The sequence below is a fragment of the Blastopirellula retiformator genome (genome assembly GCF_007859755.1).
Lineage (GTDB): Bacteria > Planctomycetota > Planctomycetia > Pirellulales > Pirellulaceae > Blastopirellula > Blastopirellula retiformator.
In genome coordinates this window covers 652,234-675,618 of the sequence record NZ_SJPF01000001.1, presented here as the reverse complement: position 1 = coordinate 675,618, position 23,385 = coordinate 652,234, and the positions used below count along the sequence as shown (strand labels likewise).

Sequence of the window (23,385 nt, the reverse complement as noted above, 5' to 3'; positions counted from 1 at the left end):
GAATATCCAAAATCCCGAAACTTCTCGCGCACTTCGGGATTAAAACCACCATGAAAACTACATCCTCGCTATGGCTCCTGCTCGTTTCCCTGTTCGCCGTCACCACCGCTGCCGGCAAAGAGGTCGACAAACCGACCGGCGCCTATGCCAGCAAGATCACGCCGCGGGCAGTGGACAACCCGCTGATGCAAGGGGGATTGGTGCGCGTTACGTGGAGCGAGATCGAGCCGGAGCCCGGCAAGTTTGACTTCGCCCCGATCGAGCGTCAGGTCGCGATGCTGAAGTCAGGCATGAACTGGACCTTGGCGATCCATGGCGGCTGGACCTCGACCGTCGCGCCCGAGCGATCTCCCCGATCTTTTCCGCAACGCGAAGCGCTGTCGCCCAGCTGGTTGGTCTCGCAGCTCGGGGTCGAAACCTTCTCGATGAGATTTCGCGCTAACCCGGTCGAGATGCCCAAGTACTGGAATCCGGTCGTTCAGCAGCGTCTGCAAGCGATGCTCAAAGCGGTGGGCGAAAAGTACAACGCCGACCCACGTCTGAAACTGGTCTACGTGCCGCAGATGACCAGCAACGGCGTCGAAGGGCATTTCAACGGCGTCGCGACCGAAACGCTACTAACGGTCGCGGGCATCAACCCGCGTGATCGCAATGCCGAACAGCAGTTTGGCGACCTGTGGGTGAAAGCGGCCTCCGGTGCGACTCAAAGCGTCATGAAAGCCTTTCCCGACAAAGCGGCCGCCTTTGAAGTGCACGAACTGTTCCGCAGCGCCAAGATTCCGGCTCGCTTGATCGAGGAGTTCCAAAAACCCGAATACGAAGACCGCGTCGGCATCGCCATGTGGTGGATCTCGGGCAAGACGAACTACCAAGGCGATCTGATCACGCTGCTGAAGAAGTACCAAGGCGATCTCTACGGCCAGGTGATCGGCCGCTCCGACCAGCAACAACGCTTTCCCAATGGCGACTACACCGCCGTCTTCCGGCAGGCCGAAGAGCTGAGGATGCGCTACATCGAACCGTGGAACTACGAGTTCGAGAACCGCACCTGCGACGATGCGATCAAAAAGTTTAACGCCGCGACGAAAGCCAAGTACGCGACGCCGTAGACTTGGCGGTCTGTTGCTTCTCGTTGACTGGCACAGCAAAATAGTCCATTCGCTGGACCTACGCCCTTCTACGAGAACCACTGTTGCAAAGACAAGTGGGGCCTCGCGTGGTAGATCACGCCGGCCGTGCTGATGCAAGCGATCAGCGAACTTTCAACGCGATGATGACCATGAAAAAGATCGACGTCGCCGCCATCGAGGCGGCACGGCTGGGAAAGTCGTCCCCCCAGCAATACCGCTGGAAACCGCTATCCGTGGGAACGGCATTTCACCCGCCAGCCCGCCAAAATCACTGCAATCAACACAACCGCCATCGTGTATGCAGTGATTTTACTGGCGGCCCATTCCCTCCCCAGCCAAGCGTCCAATCTGCAGCCAATGATATAGCGGGCAATTCTGCCCCCCCAATCGCCCAAGCCGCCTAAAATTATGGGGCTGCGGCGATTGCTCAACCAATGGGCCACTTTCCTGTTTCCTGGCCAAATCGTGGAACTGGTCATTTCCGCCGAGACTTCTACTATATCTAGCTGCGCTTAAGTTACGATAAAGGGTAGATGACGCGGCGATCGTCAGAAGACCTGTAATCCGCAAAAAAGGTACCGCCCAATGACGCAGGGACGGCCCCCAGCACAAGACGACAGCTCGCTCCATGGCACGATGGAGATCATGGCGCAATTCGCAACAGCTGCGAGAGTTACGTTCGATCGGGGAAAAGCCCGACGACTGTTGCATGAGGCGAAACGGGCGATCCCGGGAGATGATCCGGCCGCCTGGTCGCGGCGCCTGGTCGAAGTTGGCGAGAGCATTCACCTAAAGGTGCGGATGCTCGACTCCAGCCTGGACCGGATCTTGGGCTTTGTCGAACATGGCACGCCGGTCGCCCACGGTCTGAGCGACGAGGCGGACGAAATCGCCTGGGCGGTTCTGATTCAGGCCAAGGGCTCCAAAGTGCTCGTAATGGAGCCGCTGACCCAGAAGACGCGTTGGGTATCGCGCAGCGTGCTTCGCAAAGAGTTGGCCCTCACCGACCCAGAAGCCAAGTGCCGCTGGATCGTCGGACAGCCGGCGCTCAGTTGCCAGTCGACGGCGCGACCGACCGACACTCCTTCCTCGCAAAACGGACTGAAGCCGCTCGCACGGGTCATCTCGCTGTTCATGCCCGAGCGCAAGGATCTGTGGATCCTGCTTATTTTTTCGTCGCTGGTCGGCTTGCTGGCATTTGCGACGCCGGTCGCCGTCGAAGTGCTGGTAAACACGGTCGCCTTCGGTCGCTACCTGCAACCGATCATTATTCTCGCGATGCTTCTGTTTGTCTTTCTCGCCTTCGCCGCGGCGATGCGCGGCTTGGTTGCGTTTGTGGCGGAAGTGCTGCAGCGGCGGATCTTTATTCGCGTGGTGGAAGATCTCGCTTACCGACTTCCGCGGGTTCAGCAGTCCGAGTTCGACGCCCATCACGGCCCAGAGCTTACCAACCGTTTCTTTGACGTCGTCACCGTGCAAAAGGCGACGTCAACGCTTTTGCTCGATGGTTTGGTGATTGTGCTGCAGACGATCATCGGCATGTCGGTCCTGGCGTTCTATCATCCCTTCCTGCTGGGCTACGACATCGTCCTGCTGTTGTTGATCACCGTCGCCACCTTCTTGCTAGGGCGCGGAGCGGTCAAGACGTCGATCAAGGAATCGAAAGCAAAGTACGCCGTCGCCGCTTGGCTGCAGGAACTGGCGCGTCACACCACCGCCTTTAAAATGAACGGCGGCCAAGCCTACGCCCTTGAGCGGGCCGATAATTTAGCGGTGCATTGGCTCGACGCCCGCCGAGCCCACTTCCAGATCATTCTGCGTCAGATTCTGTTCGTGCTCGGCTTGCAAGCGGTTGCCGGTACGGCGCTGTTGGGCTTGGGCGGGTGGCTGGTGATCTCTGGCGAAATGACGCTTGGTCAGTTGGTCGCTTCCGAGCTGATCGTCATGATGCTGCTTGGTTCGTTCGCCAAGCTCGGCAAACACCTCGAAAGTTATTACGACCTGCTGGCCTCGGTCGACAAACTGGGCCAGCTATTCGACCTGAGCATCGAACAGCATGATCGGTTGTTTCACCTTCGCGAAGGGGAGCCCGCCGATATGCGGCTGAAGGGAGTCTCGGTCGCCAATCGGCCGAATGCGCCCCTCTCCGGTTTGGAACTAGAGATCAAACCAGGCGAGTCGACTGCGATCTATGGGGATTCTGGGGCAGGCAAGTCGTCGATTTTGAGCCTGCTGAGCGGTCTGCGACAGCCGACCAGCGGGATCGTCGAAATCGACGGCATCGACATTCGCGAACTCCGTCCCGACTCGCTCCGCGAACATATTGCGTTGGCCGGACAGATCGAAATCTTTCATGGTTCGATCCAAGAGAACATCCACCTAAACCGCGCTCACATCAACGCCAAGGATGTTCGCGATGCGCTGGAGACGGTGGAACTGATGGAAGACTTTCAGAAACTGCCTGATGGATTGAATACCGAGTTGCTGACGCATGGCCGCAACCTCACCGGTAGTCAGGCGACGCGTCTGATGATCGCCAGAGCGATCGTCGGCCGCCCGCGGGTGTTGTTGCTCGACTCGGTGCTGGACAGCCTGTCCGACGCAATGGCGGATCGCTTGCTAGCACGTCTCAAGGCGGCGAAGAACTGGACCCTGGTCGTCGCAACGTCGCGTAGCCGTCTGGCGGAGCAATGCAATCGGCAATTCAACGTTGAGCAGGAAAACTCGCAGCGGAAATTTCGGACAAAGTAGCGCTCGACCGAATCGATCCTAACGATATTTATGAGATTGTTCCGATGAGACAACTGATCAAGAAGAGTCCGCAGATGCTGACGAAAACGCGCGACGACAGCTTGCCAGCCCTCAAGCTGGTTCAGTCGTCTCGTTGGGTTTGGCGGCTGGCGAACGCCCTGTTCGTCCTGTTGATGCTGTGCGTCTTCGGAATGATCTTCGTCCCCTGGCAGCAGTCTGCCCGGGGCGCCGGTCAGGTCATCGCCTACGCTCCCCAAGAGCGACAGCAGACGGTAACCGCTCCTACCAAGGGAGTCGTTTCGATGATTGCACCCGGGCTTCGCGAAGGGACGCAAGTAAAGCGAGGCGAGCTGATCCTGGAAATGGAGCCAGGCGCCGCCAACCTGGTGAGCCAACTGGAAGCGTCGAAGCGCGACTTGGACGCCAAGGTCAAATCAGCCGAAACCAAGGTCGAGGTCTATGGACGCAACGTCATTGACTACACCGAGGCGAAGAACGCCGCCGTTTTGGGCGCCGAACAACTGATCGAGGCCGCCCAAGCGAAACGTGACGCCAAGCAAAAACTGATTGCCAGCTACGAAGCGAAACGCCTGCAGGCCGAGTTGAACCTGGAACGGCAGACCGAGCTGTTCGAGAGCGGCCTGCAGTCGGAGAAGGAAATCGAAAAACTGCGGAAAGACCTCGGCGTCGCCAAATCCGAACTTGAGTCGGCCCACCTCGAAGTCGATGCGGCCCTCGGCGAGTTGGAAGCGAAGAAAAACGAACGAGTCCAAAAAGAGCGCGAAGCGCAAACCAAGGTCGATTACGCCAAAGCGATGCAACAAGAGGCGCTAGGGCAAGTCGCCACCGCCAACAAGGAACGCCGCGAAATCGAGATCAAACTCTCGGAGCTGGAGCGACTGAAAATCACCGCGCCCCGCGATGGGACCTTATACCGCGTCGAGGTCTTTGAACGGGGACAGATGCTGAAAGAAGGGGACACGCTGTTCACCATCGTTCCGGAAACGACGCAACGGGCGGTGGAACTTTGGGTTTCGGGAAACGACGTGCCGCTGGTGCAAACCGCCGATCACGTTCGTTTGCAATTTGAAGGATGGCCCGCCGTGCAGTTCGTCGGCTGGCCTTCGGTCGCAGTCGGCACCTTTGGCGGCAAAGTCGCCTCCGTCGACGCAACCGACGATGGAATGGGCAATTTTCGAGTCCTCGTAGTGCCCGACGACAAATCTTCTTGGCCCGATGACCGACACCTGCGACAGGGTGTGCAGGCCAACGGCTGGGTCATGCTGAATCAGGTTCCGCTAGGCTACGAAATATGGCGACAACTCAATGGCTTTCCTCCTACCGCCGCCGACGGCAAGCCCGGCATCAACAAGAAGAAGGCCAAGCCCAAGATCAAGCTTCCCAAGTAAGCCGCTGCGGCGGCCTACTGCTGCTGGCGTTGGCCGCCGCCATCTCCCCAATGGGTTGCCGCACCTCTTCGCCGGCGCCCCCGGTTTATGAAGAAAAAATACGGGCTCACGCCTCTCTTCCGCAACCCCAACAACATCTGTCTATGCATCGCCAGTCGCCGGCGATTGCTCCAGTCGAGATGACCGCCACCGCCAACAACGCCGCCGCGCCAAACCACACCGAGTCTGACGTCTATCCGGTGTCGTTCGACTCTGACGCCCTCACGACTCAAGCGCCAGCCAGACTGCTGGAAGCGCCGCTAGAAGAGATTCAGCCCAAGCCGCTCAGCATGCAAGATGTGCTGACCGCCGTGCAATCGTCGTATCCGCTGCTCACCAGCGCCTATCTCGGCCGCGACGTCGCCTTGGGCGAGAACGTCACCGCGTGGGGCGACTTTGACGTGAAGCTGAAAGGCGAGTCGGTCTCGAAACCAGAAAACTACTACAAGAACTATCACAACAAACTGTCGGTCGAAAAACCGCTGATGGCTGGCGGTTATCTGTACGGCGGCTATCGCGTCGGCCGCGGATACTTTCCTCCCTGGTATGGTGACGAAGAAACCAACGACGGCGGTGAATTCGCGGCCGGGGTCGGCGTTCCCCTGCTGAAAGGTCGCGCGATCGATCAGCGTCGCTCCGAACTGTTTCAAGCCGAACTCGAACGGCGTCGCGTCGAGCCCGAGATCCGCGTTCAGGTGATCGAGTTCTGTCGCGTCGCGTCGATCTACTACTGGGACTGGGTCGCCGCAGGAATGTCTCGCCGGGCACAACAAGACTTGCTGTCGTTGGCCGAGCAGCGGGTGCAAAGCATTCAAAAGCGGATTGAACTGGGCGACCTGAAGCAGATCACCCGAATCACCAATGAGCAGTTGATTGCATCGCGCGAAACCAAGCTAATCGAGGCGGAACGAAAACTGCAAAGCGCCGCGATCAAGCTGTCGCTCTTCTTCCGCGATCCGATCGGCGAGCCGCTGTTGCCGCACGATTCGCTGTTGCCGGGCGACTTTCCGCCGCCCCACTTGCCTTCGGTCGAAGAACTGGACGCGGCGCCTTCGGCCGCGATCGCCGCGTCGCCGATGTTGGCGGAACTGGAATGGAAAGCCCGCCAACTGCGTATCGAACTCGACTACGCCGAGAACTCGATCCTGCCGAAGCTTGACGCGCAGCTCTACGCATCGAAAGATGTCGGCGGTCCGGCCAACGTGGATCGCACCAAAAGCCCCTTTGAGTTGGAACTGGGCCTCTATGGCGAGGTCCCCCTGCAGCGCCGGGCGGCGCTCGGCAAGATCACCTCGACCGAGGCCAAGCTGCAGCAATTGAACGCCAAGCGTCAATTTACGACCGACAAGACGGTCGCCACGGTGCAAGATGCGATCTCGGCCCTACAGAACGCCAAAGAGCGAATCTACCGGGCCGAACAAAACGTGAGCCTGGCCGAAGAGGCGCTCGCCCTGGCCCGCATCCAATTCAACGCCGGCGACATCGACGTCGTCGAACTGAACATCTTCGAGCAATCCGCGACCGACGCCCAACTGACCGACATCTCGTCGAAGGCCGACTTCTTCAAAGCGGTCGCCGACTATCGGGCGGCGCTCAACATCACCCCGTAGCCCGCGTCGAATTGGCTACTTCGCAACTGGGGCTGACTCGCCAAACAGCGCTGCGCCTCGATCACCCGAATCGCCTGACTTTTGTCCATCGTCAGATAGCGATCTCGTCCCTTGGCGGCGGGTGCAAACCGCGTAAAGCCATCCTTCTCGACCGTCACCAGGCCCGGCTCTGATAGCAGTCCGTTGATTTTCTCGACGGACTGCGTGATCGCACGGATGCGATCGCAAAATAACGACGTAAGTCGTTATTTTGCGAGCCGCAAAGAGCTATGCTCTGAGCCTGGCGAGGTTGAAAAATGCCACGATGGCATTTTTCAACAGGCAGATAGGCCAAAATAGTTATCGTCGGGGCGATTCCGCCAGATTCGCCGCCAGCGCGTGCAACATGGCCAAGGCTAATACGTCGTCAACGTCGCCAGATATGTCTGTGTCAAAGATGACGGGAACGGGCTCGGCGGCGGCGGCGAAGGGAATTGAGGTGAAGATTAGTAGCAGAGTGAGCAAACGGGGGCGAAGCATGAGAGGCTCTTTCGGACGGGATAGGCCTCGGGGTGAATTTGCTAGCTTCACGATACTGGGACAAGTTCGCGAATCAATACCCTTGCAACCGACTCCCCGACAATCCAACTACAGATAGAGCCCAGCGGGCTTTTTCATCGCCCCAAGCATATTTCGCACCAGCGCCGCACGACGCTCGTTTCCGGAAAGTTCCAACAGCTCCGCGAGCCGTCCGCCATACGTCGTGGGAGTCAGGTCATAGCGCTCGCGGAAACTGGTTGTCTCCATCGCGGCTCTTTCGCCGATCAGCATCCAGATTCGAGCCGCATCGGCAAACGATCCGCTGGCCGCATAGCTTTCCACGATCAGCCGAAGCACGTCGATATCGGCATTTTCCGCGAGGCCTGTCTCAAACGTCAACTCATTGATGCGCGTTGCGAAAGGATCGTCGACGAGCGACTCGTGCAGCGTCTTGGACCGCTGAATCCACATGACCGCCTTTCGGCTCCAGTCGTTCCGAAAATTGCCGGGCAATGCCGTATCAGACCAAAACGAACCTCCATAAAAGGACATCGGCCCGATCAGCGTTAAGCGTAAATGAACCGTCGCCTCTTCCAGTCGTCGTTGGCGGCGCAGGACGGAAGCAAGGCCAAAGTGGGCCGCGACATACTCGGGAAGAACATCGAGGGCCGCTCGATATTTTTGCTCCGCCGCTTCGACGTCGTTGCCGCCCAAATGGATGTCGCCGGCGGCACACAAATAGAACGGCGAAGTCGAATCGAGCGACAACAGTTGCTCATAGTCATCGGCCGCCAAACCACGTAGATCATGCTCGACCGGCGGGCGTCCGGTCGCCGTCTTTACCAATTCTCGATACGAGACGAGCGAATACGAGTCGTCTTCATCCGCCGCACGCGCCAGCGAACAGGCGTAAAACGCTTCCATATCCGAATACTCGGGAATCAAGGACCAGGCGTCATGACTGCTAAACGCGACCAACGGAGGCTCCTCCTCTTTGCCGATCGGCCAATAGAGCCCGTGATAGTCGCCATTCCCAATATCGTAGAAAGGAAAAAAGCCGATTGGCGGATAGACGACCGAGTAGACCGCTGTGGGAACGGTCGAACCGTCCGGAGCGATGCGGTCATCATGGCACAGAATATTGTCATCATAGACGGTTGGGAGTTTCATCTCTTACTTTCGTCGATCTGGAGCCACGCTGGAGTCGCAGATTCGACACGACGTGCATTCTGGCGCCAAAAACAGGACGGCTTATTGCCCCGTCCGATACAATCGAGGATCCGACGTGGTAATCGTCAGGCAGCCGACCAACAGCGCGAAGGACAAGACCTGCGAATGAAACGCCTTCTCATGCTAGAAGACGATCCGGATCGCATCCAGCGATTTCTCGCGATCGTCGTCAAGAATTATCCGCACGCCGAGTTGTCGATCCATCGCACGGCGCCGGCCTTCATTGCCGCTTACGAGACCCTCACGGCGACGCCTGACTTGATTTGCCTCGACCATGACCTATTCCCCGACTCGGTCGATGACCCCGACCCAGGCGATGGTCGCGACGTCGCGGCGTTCCTGGCCAGTCAACCTGCTCTCGCTCCCGTCCTTATTCATTCGACGAACGCGCGAGCCGCCGAGTCCATGCTGTTTTCACTCCGCGACGCTGGCTGGAACGTCGACCGAATCGCTCCGCTGGGCGAAGACTGGATCGAAGCGTATTGGTTTGGCGTCGCAAGTGAAATGATCGCCGGCAAGCGTCCCGAAGACGAGTCGTTTCGCGAAGAATGAACCTGCGGCGCCTTTTCGCACCACTTACTCGCTCGGCAACTCCCGCGGCAACATCCCCACATCCACAATGCTACACGCCTGAATCGGCTCAATCCCCAGTTCGCGGGCTTTCGCCAACAGCTCTTCGCTTTCGGCGCCGGGGTTGAAGAAAACCTCTTTGGCATTCGCGGCGGCGATTTCTTCTAGCAGTTGCAGGCCGACCGCGGGCGAGAGATAGACGCTGATGCGGTCGAGTCGCTCGACCGGGATATCGGCTAGTTTCTTGTAAACCGTTAACCCTTCGATCTCGTCGGCGGCGGGGTTGATCGGAAAGACTTCGTAACCTTGGGCCGCGTGGGCGCGGACCGACTTGTTGCCATATTTGTTGCGGTTCTTGCTGGCGCCCAGGATGGCGACGGTTGGCTTGGACATGGGGCTGCTCTTGAGGTTGTGCTGGCAGATTGGAACGGGAAGGCCTGATCGCTTCCGCGTTCCATTCTTCGCGATCCCCCGGGCCAAGGCAACTAGTCGCCCCGGCGGGCTTGGATGATCGGGGTCGCGGTGACCTGTTGTTGCGTGTACCAGGCTTTCCAGTTGGCGGTATGGTAGCCGAAGTCGCACCCGCCGGTCAGTTTGCGGAGCGCCATGTAGACGTTTTCGTTCTTGCCCCAGTCGACGATGTGGTTGCGCTGCGACGCCGCGAGCACGTCGTCGATCGATTTCATGCGGTACGACGGCGTTGGGCCGACCACATCAAAGAACGGCGACGGCGCTTGGCGCGAATAGTGATAGACGGCGTTCACTTCGTACGGACCTCTACTGACCGAGTTGCGGAACTCGCGGACGATATACCGCGTACTCAGCGCGCTGGCCAGCGGCATGACTGCCGATTGATAATCAAGCGCCGCCAGGCAATCGGCCGCGCGATTGACGATCCCGGCGTCGTAGCAATCGAGAAAGCGGGCATAGCGCTCGACCATTAGCGGATGGCGGTGCCGCAGCACTTCGAGCATGCACATCTCGCGATGATCGGGATTGTTTTGAAAGACCGAATGGTTCATCAGAAAACCGAGCGCCACGTCATGCTCTAAATTGCCAAGCGTGCCGATATAAAGTCGCTGCAGCTTGAGGTTCCCCTCTCGTCCTAATAGACGAATCAGCCCGTCCATCGCCATCGGATCGCGGAGTTGCGAGAAGTCGATCTCGTTCTCCTGCTCGTGCGGCGTGCCAAGCGATTCTCGCCACCGCTTCAGTCGGACCCACCATTCGATCTGGGCCTCTTTGATCAGCCGCCGCTCCTCCAGCAGCTGGACCTGCTGATGCATCCGCCAGCGACCTTGGTAGCGGACGAACCCCCGCGACTGCATATAGTCTTCCCGCTGTTTCCACTCGCCGTTGCGCTTTTGATACCCAAGTAAAGTCCGGGCCTGCAGGTGATTGGGATTGAGCTTTAAGATCTGCTCGCAATGGGCGTTCGCTTCGTCATACAGACTGTTCTCTCGGCACCACTGAACCAGGCTCCACTGGTCGGTCAGATTCAGCGCGGCGCGATGGGCCCGATCGCGATACTCGGCCAGCGCCGGCGGTTCGCGCTCGACGTCCAGGATCACCTCTGGCGCCAGTTCGATCACGCCATGCGGCGAGACGATCCGCCGCGGCGCATGAAGATCGCCCGGCGACTCTTCCAAGTCGCCGCTCACGCTGCCGCCGCTCACCAGCACGACCCTATCCGACCATGCCGGTTGTACCGCCAGGGTCCAGCATGCCGCTGCTAGCAACCAGGTAAACCGCATCGATTCTCCCGCACGTAAGAGCCTCCGATAGCCCTTCCAAGATAGACCTTGTCGGCGGTCGATACAACGAAAAGGAGATGCTCGGCCTTCGTTTTTTCTGGGCGAATTCCTGGGACTTTCCTGACGGGCGGCGAGTCTGCCTGATCCGATTATTTTTCCAACCTGGAGCAAGCGGTGAACAAAGCGAGCGGACTAGTCGTGGTCGCAATCGCCTGTGGAGCAGGCTGGTTCTTCTTTCAGAACTATCGAATCGAAGGACTCGAAGGGCTGAAAGTCGTTCCCCGCAACGCAGCGGCGACCACCAATGCGTCTGGCGGCGGTGGCGTCGGAGCCGGGATGCTGGCTAGCAACCGCACCGTGCCGATCGCCCGCGGCGGCAAGACGATCCGGATCGCCTCGTTCAATATCCAGGTCTTCGGTCGCAGTAAGATGGAAAAACCGCACGTCGTGGCTCGACTGGCCCAGATCGTCCGCCAATACGACGTGGTGGCGATTCAAGAGATCCGTTCACTCGACCAGTCGATCTTGCCGCAGTTTATCGACCAGGTGAACGCCGCCGGCCGGCATTACGACTATGTGATCGGCCCCCGGCTCGGCCGCACCGACAGCAAAGAGCAATACGCGTTTATCTATGACGCCGCCAGCATCGAGATCGATCGCTCGCAGCTCTACACGATCGACGACCCGGCCGACGCGCTGCACCGCGAGCCGCTGGTCGCCTGGTTCCGCGTTCGCGGGCCTCAGCCCGATCAGGCGTTTACCTTCACCCTGGTCGCCGTCCACACCGATCCCGACGAAGTCGATACCGAAATCAACGTGATGGACGACGTACTGCGAGCCGTGCGCGGCGACGGTCGCGGCGAAGACGACGTCATCCTGCTGGGCGACTTCAACACCGACGAACGCAACCTGGGCGAACTTGGCGCCGTCAGCGGCCTGACGGCGGCGGTGACCGGCATGATGACCAACACCCGCGGCACCGCGTCGTACGACAACCTCTACTTCACGCTGCCAGCGACCAGCGAGTTCACCGGCCGCGGCGGCGTGCATGACTTCGTCCGCGAGTTCAACCTGTCGATCGATGAGGCGCTGGAGATCTCGGACCATCTACCGGTCTGGGGCGAGTTCAGCATCTACGAAGGGGGCGTCCCCGGGAAAGTGGCGACCGTGCCGGCGGATGTGCGGTAAAGGCAACCCAAATTTCGACTATGCGTTCGGCAACTATAATTCCGTGAATCGGGCTGCAATCACTGATAGAATCCCGGAACTTCGCTCGCAAGTTCTAGGTCTGAGATCCTATCAGCCATGTCGACGCATTCAGAATCACCTGAGGTCTTGCAGCTTTTTGGCACGATCAAAAAGCTCCTTCCTGACGCGCATTCGATCGATGCGACGCTCTACCGTTCCGTTGGAACTAGATATGCGAACACGACAGATTTCCTTTCTGGATTCGGCGCATCGCACTTTGGCGGCCGCTGGAACCGTCGAGGCATTCTTGCCGTCTATGGCTCGCTAGACGCGATCACCGCGACGCACGAAGAGTATCAGGCTTTTCTTGACTATGGCTTACCGGGGTCGAGCGTTCGGCCGCGCGTCATGGCTGGTATCCAAGCCAAGCTCCGTAACGTCCTCGATCTTACATCGACGACGACGCGCCGAAGGATTGGCTTTAGTTTGCGTGAACTTGTCGAGGAGGACTGGCAGTCACTGCAGAGCCAAGGGGAGGAGTCCTGGACGCAGGCCATCGGACGCGGCAGCCGTCTTGCAGGCTTCGAGGCGATACGAGTCCCGTCTGCTCGGAACAAACAAGGCGCGAACCTAGTTGTTTTTCCTGACCAACTTCATCCTGGAAGCTCGCTCCAGATTCTGAGGCCTGATGAATTCCCTCCACATCCCAGCAAATGGCCAACTTAGTCATGCATTTTTGCATGTTTTTATGCTTCACGCTGCTGATTAGCAAGCTATAATTGAGTAATCCGCCTCGGGACAGGAACCGATACCATGACAACTCGTATTAGCAAAAAGAAGCCTTCGCCGAAGCACGCACCGCCGAAGCGATCCAAACAAAGAGTTGAGCCCGAAGTCGTTTCCGTCAACGGTCTCAAAGGCGTTGGCCTGGTACGATTCGCCGGCGAAACAAAATTGGAACTTCGAGACCGTTTGAAAATGTCCCGAGACATGTTCGGCCGAGTCGTGAACGTATCGGTGCGTACGCTCGCCAAGGTCGAGTCGGAAGGGCAACAGGTCGAAAAGCTACGTCGCCCCTACAACGAAGTCTATCGCCTCCATCAAACGCTCAGCGAGGTTGTTGACCCATCAGCGCTTGGATCTTGGTTTAGCGATCCGAACCCCGCCTTCGACGGCCTAAAACCGATCGAAGTGATTGAACGGGGAGAAATCGATCGACTTTGGGAAATGGCCTATCGCTTGCGTAGCGGTATGCCTGGCTAACTGCCTGTTGAAAAATGCCATCGTGGCATTTTCCAACCTCGCCAGGCTCAGAGCGTAGCTCTTCGCGGCTCGCAAAATATCGACTTACGTCGCTATTTTGGGATCGCATCCATGCGATCACGCAGTCCGTCGAGAAAATCAACGGACTGCTAAGCCTATCGCGTCGCGTAAATGCAACAAATCTCTGCGCAATTAAGAGAGTTCGCCCTGCCGTTTCCCTTCTAAAACAGGTCTCGCCCGGTTATGTTCGCCCTCCGCCGCTGCGCCTTCGCGCTGCTTCTCGCTGTTTCCGCTAGTTCCCTATCGGCCGCTGAGCCTGACGCCAAGCCGATCGTACCGACCGAGACAATTTCGCTGCTCGGTGATGGCGACTTGAAGCAGCACTTTTACAGCTGGCTGACCGACGGGGGTCACGAAGATCCACGGAACGTCTTTACCATGGGCAAAGACGGCGTCCTGCACATCTCGGGCGACGGCTTTGGGGGATTGATCACCCGTAACGAGTACGCTAACTATTACTTGGTACTCGAGTATCGTTGGGGAACCGAAACGCTGCTGAGCCGCAAAGGGAAGTCGCGCGACAGCGGCGTGCTGCTCCACTGCCAAGGTCCCGATGGCGGCTTTGGCGGTACGCCTGAAAAGCCGGGCCCCTGGATGACGTCGCTCGAGTGCCAAATCATCGAAGGGGGCGTCGGCGACATCCTGGTGCTGGCGGGCAAAGACGCCGATGGCGCCGTGATGCGGGCCGAAGCGACGTGCAGTATCGTCCGCGATCGGGACGGCGAAGCGGTTTGGTCGCCGACCGGAAAGCCAACCCTGTTCAAGGCGGGCCGCATCAACTGGTACGGCCGCGATCCCGACTGGAAAGACGTCGTCGACTTCCGCGGCAAAGAAGATGTCGAAAGCCCCGGCCAAGAGTGGACCACCGTCGAATGCTTCTGCCAGGGAGACTCGCTCGTCTATCGCGTTAACGGCGTCGTCGTGAATCGCGCTGACAAGGTCTTCCCCAACCACGGCAAGTTGTTGCTGCAAACCGAAGGGGCGGAACTGTTTGTGCGAAAGATGGAACTGCGGCCGTTGCCGAAAGAGATCCCGTAGGACCGATCAACGTAAGGTGGGTAAAGCGAGACGCGTTGTTGGGGCAGCGCCTCGCTGCACCCAACCTACTTTTCTTCTGGCGATCCACCTTCATCACAATCCCAGGCCGCCTCATCCACTTCCTGCAGTCGCCTGGTCAGCTCTTTGATATTCCGCGGGTTCTGCCCCAGGTCTCCTTTGCCGAGCCGCGACTTGCTGTAGACGTCGACCGATACGCCTTCTTCGTTGGTTGGCTTGATCGTGATGCGGATGTCGTCGACAAAGCCCCACAGCGGCGTCTTGCGGGTGGCGTGCAGAACCGCCTCGCCGTCTCCTTCGGTCACGTCGCCAAGCGTCCAGCGGGGCATCTCGGCAATCTCTTTTTCGACCACCCACCGGGCACACGTGACCGATCCCTTCCGAAAGATCGGCCGCAGCAACGGATCAGACGCTTTGATTTTCGTTTCGGCGACGTTGGTTGACAAATCGCGCGACCAATCGTCGACCGTCATCACGGTCGCGACGACGAAAAACAGGAAAATCGCCCCAACGACGCCCAGTACAATCCAAATCATGTGGCGAATCTTCATTTGGTACAAACTTCCAGGAAAAGCGAAAGGTCAGCCGCCTAGCGCGGAAAAGTTAGCCGACTCTTCGCTTCATTCTTGCGCACTGGCCCAGAATGACAACCTCCCAACCCGGTTGCCCCGATCGCGGCGGACGATTCCAATAGTAAGGGAACGAATTCATTCTCCTCTGAGCCTGGCGACCGTGTCCTCTTTATTCGAAAAAGCGGAAGCGAAAAACTTCGATCGCATTCGGCCCTTGGCCGCGCGGATGCGCCCCCGCACGCTCGAAGAGTTCGCCGGCCAGCGTCACTTTCTGGGAGAAGGAAAGCTCCTCCGCCGCTTAATCCAGGCCGATCGGCTGAACTCGGTCTTATTTTACGGCCCTCCCGGAACCGGCAAAACGACCCTGGCGCAGCTACTTGCCCGCGAGTGCCGTAGCCGCTTTGAGCAGCTGAACGCCGTCACCAGCGGCGTCAAAGAACTGCGTGAGGTGCTGCAGAAGGCCAAAGACGAAATCGCCGTCGGCGGGCGGCGCACGCTGCTGTTCATCGACGAGATCCACCGCTTCAACAAATCGCAGCAAGACGCCCTGCTGCCTGACGTCGAAAACGGCGTCGTCATCCTGGTTGGCGCCACGACCAGCAATCCCTTCTTCGCCGTCAATAGCGCGCTAGTCAGCCGTAGCCAGATCTTCCAGTTTCAGCCGCTGTCGCCGGAGGATGTAAAGGGACTGATCCGCCGCGCCCTAGCCGACAAATCGGTCGGGCTCGGCGCCATCCCGGTCAATATCCATGACGAGGCGCTCGACTTCTTGGCCGAAGTAAGCGACGGCGACGCCCGGCGCGCCCTGAACGCACTAGAGATCGGCGTCCTGTCGAGCAAAGAGCGGCCGGTCGAGTTCACGCAAGAGCTGGCCGCCGAGTCGGTCCAGCGCAAGGCCGTTCAATACGACCGCGATGGCGACTCGCACTACGACGCCGCCAGCGCGTTGATCAAAAGCATCCGCGGCAGCGATCCGGACGCCGCGTTGTATTGGCTGGCCCGCATGTTGGAAGGGGGCGAAGACGTTCGCTTCCTTACGCGGCGGCTGGTCATCTCGGCCAGCGAAGATATCGGCAACGCCGATCCCCAGGCACTGTCGCTGGCGGTCGCCGCGATGCAGGCCTGCGAATTCATCGGCCTGCCCGAGTGCCAGCTGACCCTATCGCAAACGGTCGCCTATCTCGCCTGTGCGCCCAAATCAAACGCCGCCACGCTGGCGATAGGCGAGGCGCTATCGGACGTCCGCGAAGGTCGCTTGATCCCGGTCCCCGTCCATTTGAAAGACGCCCATTATCAAGGTGCGAAGGCACTGGGCCATGGCGCCGACTACCAATACGCCCACAACGCCGAGGATGGCGTCGCCGCCCAAGACTATCTGGGAATCGATCGCGAGTACTATCGCCCGGTGCCCCGCGGCTTTGAGGCCGAACTGCAACAGCGTCTAGAAAAGATTCGCGCCAAACTGCGCACCGCCAAATCCCCTTCGCCCGATCAGGAGCCGTAAAGCATGACCCTCTTCGAGATATTGTTGTTCCTGATCGTTGCGGCGATCTGCGGCGGCGTCGCCCGCAGCTTGGCTGGCGGCACCAACGGCGGCTGTTTTGTGTCGATCGCGGTCGCGTTTGTCGGGTCGATGCTCGGCGGCAAGCTCGCCCAATTGACCGGCATGCCCGAACCGCTGCCGATCACCATCGGCGATACGCAACTGCCGATCATCTGGTCGATCATCGGCGGGGCGCTGTTCGTCGCCGCGCTGCGGCTAATTGCCGGTAGCCCCAAAACGTAACCACACCTGGCTCACCCACCCCGTTCCTATCCAACCTTCCAAGAGTGCAATGAAATTCGGCATCTGCAACGAGACGTTCGGCGACTGGCCCCTGGCTCGCGGTTTTCAATACGCCCAAGAGGCTGGCTACACCGGCATCGAGATCGCCCCGTTCACCATGGCCAGCAGCGCGTATGACATTACGCCAGCCCAGCGCGAAGAAACCCGCCGCGCCGCCGAAGAGGCCGGCATCACGGTGATCGGCCTCCACTGGCTACTCGCCAAGACCGAAGGCTTTTATCTCACCACGCCTGACGACGAAGTCCGCAACCGCACCAGCGATTACTTCGCCGAACTGGCCCGGCTCTGCCGCGACCTGGGCGGCACAGTGATGGTGCTGGGCAGTCCACAGCAGCGGAACCTATTGCCCGGCGTCAGCGAAGCGGAAGCGATGCGGCTGGCGGCCGATTGTCTCCGCCGCGCGATGCCGACGCTCGAAGAGTGCGGGGTTACGCTCGCCCTCGAGCCGCTCGGCCCGGCCGAAGGGGACTTTCTGCTGACCGCCGAAAAGGGCATGGAACTGCGCGAGCTGATTGGCTCGCCGAACGTCGACTTGCACCTCGACGTGAAAGCGATGTCGAGCGAAGCGAAACCGATCCCGCAGATCATCCGTGAGAGTGCCGGCCACATCGCCCACTTCCACGCCAACGACGCCAACAAGCTGGGCCCCGGCATGGGCGAAATCGACTTCCACCCGATCTTCGCAGCCCTCAAAGAAATCAACTACGACCGCTGGGTCAGCGTCGAAGTGTTCGACTATACGCCGGGTCTCGAAAAGCTAGTCGACGGCAGCCTGAAGTACATGCAGGATTGCCTGAACGCGTAGCGCAAAACTAGCCTGCAGCGCAAGCGAGGGAATGCGGCCGGCCATTCAAACAGAGCAAGGACCAAACCGAATGCCGCCAGACTTCCCTCCGCGCTGCAACCTGTTTGTGATTCGCGCCAGCAATCTCGACGCTGCCGAGATCTTCTATCAAGCTCTCGGCCTGCAGTTTGACCGTCACGCGCACGGCGCCGGACCAATCCACCTGGCCACCGAAACGCCTGGCCAGGTGTTTGAAATCTACCCGCTCTCCAGCGATGATTCGCCCACCACGTCGGCCCGCGTCGGTTTCGCCGTGGCGGATGTCGACGCGACCTATACCGCCCTGCTGGAAGCTGGCGGCAGTTCGGTTTCTTCTCCCCGTGATTCTCCTTGGGGCCGTCGCGCCGTGGTTGCCGATCCCGACGGACATCGCGTCGAGATCACCGCGTAGGCAAGGCGCTGACGTCTGCTCGCCGCCAAGTGAAAAATTTGCGTCCCCCCGGCCAACCCGCTATACCTGGGGCATAACCTCTTGCGCCCTGCCCCATCACTTCCTCGGACGCTTGCCCCATGATCGCGCCCTCAATCCGCCTGGCGGCTGTCTGCCTGTCGCTCTTCGCTGCATCTGTCACTCTGGCCGCAGAGCCGGCCGCCGAAGTTTGTGCCCCCGGCACAGGGCCGCTGGGCGATCCGATTCCTGAGGCGTTCGATGCGAAGCTGGTCACGGAACTTGTCGAGTCGGCGCAAGCCCAAGGCAATCTCGATCGCGGCATTCATGCGTTTCGCTCGGCGAAGTTCGCCTGCGTCTCTTGCCACAAAATCGCTGGGCACGGGGGCGCGATCGGCCCCGATCTATCGGACGTCGGCAAGCGACTGACGCCGCAGCAAATCGTCGAGGCGATCTACTGGCCCGGCCGCACTGTTCCGCCCGAGTTCAACACCTGGCTGTTTCAGCGGACCGATGGGCAAGTGCTGAAAGGTTACAAGCGAAACGAAACCGCCGATGCGCTCGAAATCTTCGATCCCACAACGCAAAAGGGAACCAAAGTCGCGTTCGATGATCTGGCGGCGGAAAAGCCATTTGGCTCGCTGATGCCGGCCGGGGTCGCCAACAGCATGACCGACGCCGAGCGCCGCGATCTGGTCCGCTTTCTGACCGCGCTCGGCAAGACGGAAGGTTTGGCCCAGCGGTTCAAGAACTTTGAGCAACCCGGCGAGTTCGTTTACGACAACGCCCCGCTCGACAAAGTCGCCTGGGACCTTTGGCGACGCCCGATCAATCGCGATCGCATTTACGACTTCTACCGCAAAGAGGGACTCCACTTTCGCGCGCAAGCCAACCTGCCCCATCTGCTGCCGGCGTTCCCCGGCCTCGACGGGGGCCAGCAAGGACACTGGGGCAATCAAACCGAAGCGACCTGGCGCGACGACCGCTGGGGCAAGATCGACAAGACGCCGGTCCTGGCCGGCGTCACCCACTTGCCGGGCCGCGCGATTCCCAAGGGAGTCTGCGTGCATGTCGGCGGCCCCAACAAGCTATCGACCTGCTTCAATCCGCAAACGCTCAAGTATGAAGCGACCTGGAACGGCGGCTTCGTCACGATGTCGCCGGTCCGGCATGGCTATCTCGATGGACTCCGTCCTGACGGGGAAATCGCCAACAACTTTCAAGCCCAAGCGCCCGATCAGCCATTTGAGTATTACGGCTACTACCGCGTCGGTTCCAAGATCATCTTCGCCTATCGACTTGGCGAAACGAAATTCTTCGATATGCCGACCGTCGACCAGTTCGGCCAACTCTCTCGACAGGTCAACACCATCGACCATCATCCCATGGCCGGGCTGCTCCGTCTGGCGCCGACCCAATGGCCAGAGGAATTAGTCGTCGAAGGCAAGCTCGGCAACAGCGACGGCCCCTATGCGATCGACTCCATTCCGATGCCGACCAACAACCCCTACGGCACGCTGATCTTCCCCAGCGGGCACGACTTTCTCTCGGACGGAACCGCCGTCGTCAGCACCATGACCGGCGACGTTTGGCTCGTCTCCGGCATCGACGATCAGCTGAAAGCAGTTCGCTGGAAACGATTCGCCGCCGGCCTGCATCAAGCGCTCGGCGTCGTCGTCGCCGACGATCAAATCTATGTCCTCGGCCGCGATCAGATCACGCGGCTAGTCGACCTCAACAACGATCGCGAGGCTGACTTCTACGAGTGCTTTTCCAACGCCTACAAAACGTCAGCCGGCGGGCACGACTTCATCTGCGATCTCGTTCGCGACAAACAAGGAAACTTCTACACCGCTTCGAGTCAGCAAGGGGTCATTCGCATTTCGCCCGATGGCAAACAAGTAAGCGTGCTGGCGACCGGCTTCCGCAATCCAGACGGTATCGGTCTGTGTGCGGATGGCGCCGTGACGGCGCCATGCAGCGAAGGATCGTGGACTCCGGCGTCGATGATCTGCCTGATTGAGCCGAACGCGAAAACGCCGCCCCACTTCGGCTATCCTGGCCCCCGAAACAACCAGCCGCCTGCGTTGCCGCTGGTCTATCTCCCCCGCGGGCTCGACAACAGCAGCGGCGGTCAGGCAACCAACCCTGATCCGCGATTCGGCCCCCTGGCCGGTCACATCATTCACACCTCGCTCGGCTGCGGATCGCATTTCCTGGTCTTGCGAGACAAAGTAAACGACCAACCGCAAGGCGCCGTCGTGCCGCTGCCAGGCAACTTCCACAGCGGAACGCACCGGGCCAAATACAATCCGCATGACGGCCAGCTCTACATCAGCGGAATGGCCTCGTGGGGCAGCTATACGCCCGACGATGGCTGTCTGCACCGCATTCGCTGGACCGGCAAACCGCTGCAAACGCCGACCGCGTTTCACGTCCATCAAAACGGCGTGCTGATCGACTTCGCCCAGCCGATCGACGCCGCCGCTTGCCAATCGGCCCACCAATTCGCCCAGGCCTGGAACTATCGCTACGGCCCAGGCTACGGTTCGCCCGAGTTCGCCCCCAGTCATCCCGGCATCGTCGGCCACGAGGCGGTCAACATCGCCGACGTGCACCCAATCGGCGACAACCAAATCTTCGTCGAGATCCCCGAGCTGCAGCCGGTCAATCAATTGCATCTGCTGCTGCAAGTCGACAACCAAGAGCCGCAGGAGATCTTCGTCACCGTTCATCAGCTGGACGCCCCGTACGAAAAAATCCCCGGCTACCAGCCAACGCCCAAAACAATCGCCGCCCATCCGCTGCTGACTGACCTGGAACTGCTGAAAAAGAAAGAGCCGAACCCATGGCAGCAGAAACCAGCAGACCAGCCGCTACAGCAGTTGGCGATCGCCGCCGGCCCGAACCTCAGCTACTCTGCCCCGACGCTGAAAGCGAAGCCTGGCCAGACGATCGCCCTCACCTTCAAAAACCCCGACGTCGTCCCACACAACTGGGTACTGATCAAACCGAACACGCTCTCCACCGTCGGCGACCTGGCCAACAAGTTCGTCGCCAATCCGGCCGCCGTCCTGCGGCAATACGTCCCCGAGTCGGACGACATCCTCGCCTACACCGACATTGTTTCCCCTGGGCAAGAGTTCACGATCTACTTCCCGGCGCCCAAAGAGCCAGGGCGTTATCCGTACCTGTGTACGTTCCCAGGACACTGGATGGTAATGAATGGGGAGCTGGTGGTGGAGTAAGCGAATCTCCTCTTACGTCTCTTTATTGACCCAGCGGGCCTAACTAACCGAGCCCAGGGCGTGTCGCCACCGGCGACTTAGCCCTGGGTCGGCATGCTCCGAATGATCGTTGACGCTAGACTTTTCCGCATCGACGCCCCTCAGCGGATTTGCTCATGAACCAAACGCAACCGGCAGCTCAACTGCGGTAGGCCCGCGTCATCAACCCCCGGGTTCGAAAAGCAAAGGTCGCCAGCGACCGTGCCTTCACCTTCTGCCAGAGCGTCCATTCAACACCGTATTGCATTGACTGTCGGAAGACAAAAAAATAGCACGATTGCAATTCACTGAACGTCTTTCGACGCTGATCCGATCACTTGAACCGGCTGAAGAGCACTGTCGCAGACGACAGTGGCACCCAAGATTGTGAACATAAAGCCGTGCCACCCGGCCGCCGATCTGGTTGCAAAATTTCTGAATCTGGCCCACGGGTTGAACAAGAAACTATCTGATAAAAGTTCTGGACGATCCGATCTCAAAAATCGCCGGGCAGAAAATCCGAGTGCCTGATAGGGATCGCCGCAGTCACGGCGGTTCGCATTGGTGCTTCTGTCCTTCGCTCTGATCAATTCGCCCTGCCGACGAAGAAGCAGTAGCCGAAACTGTCGCCGTATTCCTTCCAGAGGTCGATCTCTTCCTGCAAAGAATCGGCCAAGGATTGCGCTGCCCGGCTATCTGCGTGGGACGAGCGATAATCAATGACATGCTGTTGCAGGGGGCCGTAGTATTTTTCCCAGTCGGACGATGGCAAAACAAAGTGATCGACCGGCGTAAACCCAGCTTCACTCAGCATCGAGACATTGGCATCCACGGTGGCCATTGATGGATACTCGGCTTCCCAGAACTCTCGTGCCTTGCGTGGCGGTTCAGGTGTCAGCCACACAACTTCAGACGCCGAGACATATCCTCCAGACCGCAGAAGTGGTTTCCAAATCCGCAGGGCATGTTCAAAGCCGACGTTGTAGATTGCAGCCTCGCACCAGATGACATCAAACGAGTCTTCTGAAAAGGTTGGCTTGCCCATGTCGACTTGAAGTGTTTTGATTCGATCTCCAACTCCGACTTGTGCTGCAAGGTGATCAAGTTCGTTGAGAAACGGCTGATGGATTTCAACGGCTGTAATTTCACAGTCGATATTCTGTGCCAGAGGAATCGAAGCAGCGCCAGTACCACAGCCGAAATCGACAACTCGGGGATTCGGTGGCATGTCATTCAAAAGCGCAAGCGCCTTCAAGGTCGAGGCTTCGCTCCCCGGCCCCTTGCGATGGAGTCCCTCAAAGAACGAAAACATCATCTCAATCGTGGGTTCGTTCGGGTCCGCCATGTCGGGAGATGGGTTGATGGTGAGCGAGTATAAAATTTGAGAGACCAAGCTGGAAAGGCGTCATTTGTAGTGCCCTTGTCCCAGACCGCCTTGTTGTACGAACCTGATTGACCACGTGGGATAGTGATCGATTCCCAGTCGCCAAGTCACTTCACCGGCTCTCAAGACTTTGAAAACACTGTATCTGGAAATGCACTTTCATCACGTGTCAAACACTCAGAATGTAACTGTGTGCGTTTCGTTAAATTCCATGAATATACCTGCGGTAGGCGTTGAGCGACATGCCGCAGGGCTGCACGTACCCAGTAATTAGGTGGGTTCGAGGCGCCGGCAATTTTCAGCAACTTGCTTTTTGAAAGGCATATGTTATGACAACAAACTCATCCAATGTAGCAGCAAGTCTTGAAGAACAGGCTAACTGCCTGTTGAAAAATGCCCTCGTGGCAATACTGTTCGGCACGCCCAGTCGGCATAAACAGATTTGATCCCGCCGCGAACTCTTCACGCATTTTCGCCCCGCTGCTGGACCGTGCAAGCTGCCGTTC

21 protein-coding genes are annotated in these 23,385 nt (G+C 59.1%); 14 read left to right on the top strand and 7 right to left on the bottom strand.

All coding sequences use genetic code 11. The features are described from left to right. Positions 1-50: 50 nt before the first annotated feature. From Enr8_RS02850 to Enr8_RS02830, 4 genes are all read left to right on the top strand, one after another. Complete coding sequence (locus tag Enr8_RS02850) at positions 51-1,109, top strand: hypothetical protein (RefSeq protein ID WP_146429104.1); 1,059 nt, start codon at positions 51-53, stop codon at positions 1,107-1,109. 606 nt (positions 1,110-1,715) lie between these two features. Then, positions 1,716-3,881 carry a peptidase domain-containing ABC transporter gene (locus tag Enr8_RS02840; RefSeq protein ID WP_146429103.1) on the top strand — a complete coding sequence of 722 codons (2,166 nt, stop codon included), beginning with the start codon at positions 1,716-1,718 and terminating at the stop codon, positions 3,879-3,881. A 44-nt stretch (positions 3,882-3,925) separates the two neighbouring features. After that, positions 3,926-5,290, top strand: coding sequence for an HlyD family secretion protein (locus Enr8_RS02835; RefSeq protein ID WP_146429102.1), 1,365 nt, complete (start codon positions 3,926-3,928; stop codon positions 5,288-5,290). Next, a complete protein-coding gene (locus Enr8_RS02830) occupies positions 5,194-6,939 on the top strand; it encodes a TolC family protein (protein WP_146429101.1) in 1,746 nt (581 codons plus the stop codon). Before Enr8_RS02835 ends, Enr8_RS02830 begins: the two co-directional genes overlap by 97 nt. Here the strand turns inward: Enr8_RS02830 and Enr8_RS02825 are convergent. From Enr8_RS02825 to Enr8_RS02815, 3 genes are all read right to left on the bottom strand, one after another. Beyond that, positions 6,909-7,097 (bottom strand): hypothetical protein, encoded by a 189-nt coding sequence (locus tag Enr8_RS02825; protein WP_146429100.1) that lies wholly within the window; start codon positions 7,095-7,097, stop codon positions 6,909-6,911. The genes Enr8_RS02830 and Enr8_RS02825 overlap by 31 nt on opposite strands. 181 nt (positions 7,098-7,278) lie before the next feature. Then, on the bottom strand, positions 7,279-7,458 hold the full coding sequence (locus Enr8_RS02820) for a hypothetical protein (RefSeq protein WP_246119923.1): 180 nt from the start codon (positions 7,456-7,458) through the stop codon (positions 7,279-7,281). 108 nt (positions 7,459-7,566) lie between these two features. After that, positions 7,567-8,628: a tetratricopeptide repeat protein gene (locus Enr8_RS02815; protein WP_146429099.1), complete on the bottom strand. Its 1,062-nt coding sequence runs from the start codon at positions 8,626-8,628 to the stop codon at positions 7,567-7,569. Positions 8,629-8,793: 165 nt separating this feature from the next. On the opposite strand from Enr8_RS02815, the gene Enr8_RS02810 reads away from it, so the two are divergent. Next, complete coding sequence (locus Enr8_RS02810; RefSeq protein ID WP_146429098.1) at positions 8,794-9,240, top strand: cyclic-phosphate processing receiver domain-containing protein; 447 nt, start codon at positions 8,794-8,796, stop codon at positions 9,238-9,240. 24 nt (positions 9,241-9,264) lie between these two features. On the opposite strand, the gene Enr8_RS02805 is transcribed toward Enr8_RS02810, so the two are convergent. After that, entirely contained in the window at positions 9,265-9,651 is a 387-nt protein-coding gene (locus tag Enr8_RS02805; RefSeq protein ID WP_146429097.1) for a CoA-binding protein, read from the bottom strand. Between the two features lie 92 nt (positions 9,652-9,743). Then, a complete protein-coding gene (locus Enr8_RS02800; RefSeq protein ID WP_146429096.1) occupies positions 9,744-11,012 on the bottom strand; it encodes a hypothetical protein in 1,269 nt (422 codons plus the stop codon). A 174-nt stretch (positions 11,013-11,186) separates the two neighbouring features. Between Enr8_RS02800 and Enr8_RS02795 the strand changes: the two genes are divergently transcribed. The 4 genes from Enr8_RS02795 (at position 11,187) to Enr8_RS02780 (ending at position 14,561) form a co-directional block, all read left to right on the top strand. Then, positions 11,187-12,200, top strand: a complete 1,014-nt coding sequence (locus Enr8_RS02795) for an exonuclease/endonuclease/phosphatase family protein (RefSeq protein WP_146429095.1) — start codon at positions 11,187-11,189, stop codon at positions 12,198-12,200. A 117-nt stretch (positions 12,201-12,317) separates the two neighbouring features. After that, positions 12,318-12,926, top strand: coding sequence for an RES family NAD+ phosphorylase (locus Enr8_RS02790; RefSeq protein WP_146429094.1), 609 nt, complete (start codon positions 12,318-12,320; stop codon positions 12,924-12,926). Positions 12,927-13,178: 252 nt separating this feature from the next. Beyond that, positions 13,179-13,463, top strand: coding sequence for an antitoxin Xre/MbcA/ParS toxin-binding domain-containing protein (locus Enr8_RS25210; protein ID WP_186767400.1), 285 nt, complete (start codon positions 13,179-13,181; stop codon positions 13,461-13,463). A gap of 243 nt (positions 13,464-13,706) precedes the next feature. Then, positions 13,707-14,561: a 3-keto-disaccharide hydrolase gene (locus Enr8_RS02780; RefSeq protein ID WP_146429092.1), complete on the top strand. Its 855-nt coding sequence runs from the start codon at positions 13,707-13,709 to the stop codon at positions 14,559-14,561. A 65-nt stretch (positions 14,562-14,626) separates the two neighbouring features. On the opposite strand, the gene Enr8_RS02775 is transcribed toward Enr8_RS02780, so the two are convergent. Then, a complete protein-coding gene (locus Enr8_RS02775) occupies positions 14,627-15,115 on the bottom strand; it encodes a DUF1499 domain-containing protein (protein WP_186767399.1) in 489 nt (162 codons plus the stop codon). A 196-nt stretch (positions 15,116-15,311) separates the two neighbouring features. Here Enr8_RS02775 and Enr8_RS02770 point away from each other — a divergent pair, with 196 nt between their 5' ends. The 5 genes from Enr8_RS02770 to Enr8_RS02750 all read left to right on the top strand — a co-directional run bounded on the left by Enr8_RS02770 (position 15,312) and on the right by Enr8_RS02750 (position 21,477). Then, entirely contained in the window at positions 15,312-16,655 is a 1,344-nt protein-coding gene (locus tag Enr8_RS02770; RefSeq protein ID WP_246119922.1) for a replication-associated recombination protein A, read from the top strand. Positions 16,656-16,658: 3 nt separating this feature from the next. Further along, on the top strand, positions 16,659-16,937 hold the full coding sequence (locus Enr8_RS02765; protein WP_146429090.1) for a GlsB/YeaQ/YmgE family stress response membrane protein: 279 nt from the start codon (positions 16,659-16,661) through the stop codon (positions 16,935-16,937). 49 nt (positions 16,938-16,986) lie between these two features. Then, the gene (locus Enr8_RS02760; RefSeq protein ID WP_146429089.1) at positions 16,987-17,802 is read left to right on the top strand and encodes a sugar phosphate isomerase/epimerase family protein; all 816 of its coding nucleotides are present in this window, start codon (positions 16,987-16,989) and stop codon (positions 17,800-17,802) included. A 70-nt stretch (positions 17,803-17,872) separates the two neighbouring features. After that, entirely contained in the window at positions 17,873-18,232 is a 360-nt protein-coding gene (locus tag Enr8_RS02755; protein WP_146429088.1) for a VOC family protein, read from the top strand. Between the two features lie 119 nt (positions 18,233-18,351). After that, entirely contained in the window at positions 18,352-21,477 is a 3,126-nt protein-coding gene (locus Enr8_RS02750) for a plastocyanin/azurin family copper-binding protein (RefSeq protein ID WP_146429087.1), read from the top strand. Positions 21,478-22,081: 604 nt separating this feature from the next. On the opposite strand, the gene Enr8_RS02745 is transcribed toward Enr8_RS02750, so the two are convergent. Next, positions 22,082-22,840 (bottom strand): class I SAM-dependent methyltransferase, encoded by a 759-nt coding sequence (locus tag Enr8_RS02745; protein ID WP_146429086.1) that lies wholly within the window; start codon positions 22,838-22,840, stop codon positions 22,082-22,084. Positions 22,841-23,385 lie beyond the last annotated feature (545 nt).

Excerpts from the sequence above, each read along its gene's own strand:
- Enr8_RS02750 (WP_146429087.1), top strand. The coding sequence starts at position 18,352 with ATGATCGCGCCCTCAATCCGCCTGGCGGCTGTCTGCCTGTCGCTCTTC.
- Enr8_RS02800 (WP_146429096.1), bottom strand. The coding sequence starts at position 11,012 with ATGCGGTTTACCTGGTTGCTAGCAGCGGCATGCTGGACCCTGGCGGTA.
- Enr8_RS02840 (WP_146429103.1), top strand. The coding sequence starts at position 1,716 with ATGACGCAGGGACGGCCCCCAGCACAAGACGACAGCTCGCTCCATGGC.
- Enr8_RS02765 (WP_146429090.1), top strand. The coding sequence starts at position 16,659 with ATGACCCTCTTCGAGATATTGTTGTTCCTGATCGTTGCGGCGATCTGC.
- Enr8_RS02790 (WP_146429094.1), top strand. The coding sequence starts at position 12,318 with ATGTCGACGCATTCAGAATCACCTGAGGTCTTGCAGCTTTTTGGCACG.
- Enr8_RS02830 (WP_146429101.1), top strand. The coding sequence starts at position 5,194 with ATGGCGACAACTCAATGGCTTTCCTCCTACCGCCGCCGACGGCAAGCC.
- Enr8_RS02755 (WP_146429088.1), top strand. The coding sequence starts at position 17,873 with ATGCCGCCAGACTTCCCTCCGCGCTGCAACCTGTTTGTGATTCGCGCC.
- Enr8_RS02805 (WP_146429097.1), bottom strand. The coding sequence starts at position 9,651 with ATGTCCAAGCCAACCGTCGCCATCCTGGGCGCCAGCAAGAACCGCAAC.
- Enr8_RS02745 (WP_146429086.1), bottom strand. The coding sequence starts at position 22,840 with ATGGCGGACCCGAACGAACCCACGATTGAGATGATGTTTTCGTTCTTT.
- Enr8_RS02810 (WP_146429098.1), top strand. The coding sequence starts at position 8,794 with ATGAAACGCCTTCTCATGCTAGAAGACGATCCGGATCGCATCCAGCGA.
- Enr8_RS02780 (WP_146429092.1), top strand. The coding sequence starts at position 13,707 with ATGTTCGCCCTCCGCCGCTGCGCCTTCGCGCTGCTTCTCGCTGTTTCC.
- Enr8_RS02760 (WP_146429089.1), top strand. The coding sequence starts at position 16,987 with ATGAAATTCGGCATCTGCAACGAGACGTTCGGCGACTGGCCCCTGGCT.
- Enr8_RS25210 (WP_186767400.1), top strand. The coding sequence starts at position 13,179 with ATGTCCCGAGACATGTTCGGCCGAGTCGTGAACGTATCGGTGCGTACG.
- Enr8_RS02775 (WP_186767399.1), bottom strand. The coding sequence starts at position 15,115 with ATGATTTGGATTGTACTGGGCGTCGTTGGGGCGATTTTCCTGTTTTTC.
- Enr8_RS02820 (WP_246119923.1), bottom strand. The coding sequence starts at position 7,458 with ATGCTTCGCCCCCGTTTGCTCACTCTGCTACTAATCTTCACCTCAATT.
- Enr8_RS02835 (WP_146429102.1), top strand. The coding sequence starts at position 3,926 with ATGAGACAACTGATCAAGAAGAGTCCGCAGATGCTGACGAAAACGCGC.
- Enr8_RS02815 (WP_146429099.1), bottom strand. The coding sequence starts at position 8,628 with ATGAAACTCCCAACCGTCTATGATGACAATATTCTGTGCCATGATGAC.
- Enr8_RS02850 (WP_146429104.1), top strand. The coding sequence starts at position 51 with ATGAAAACTACATCCTCGCTATGGCTCCTGCTCGTTTCCCTGTTCGCC.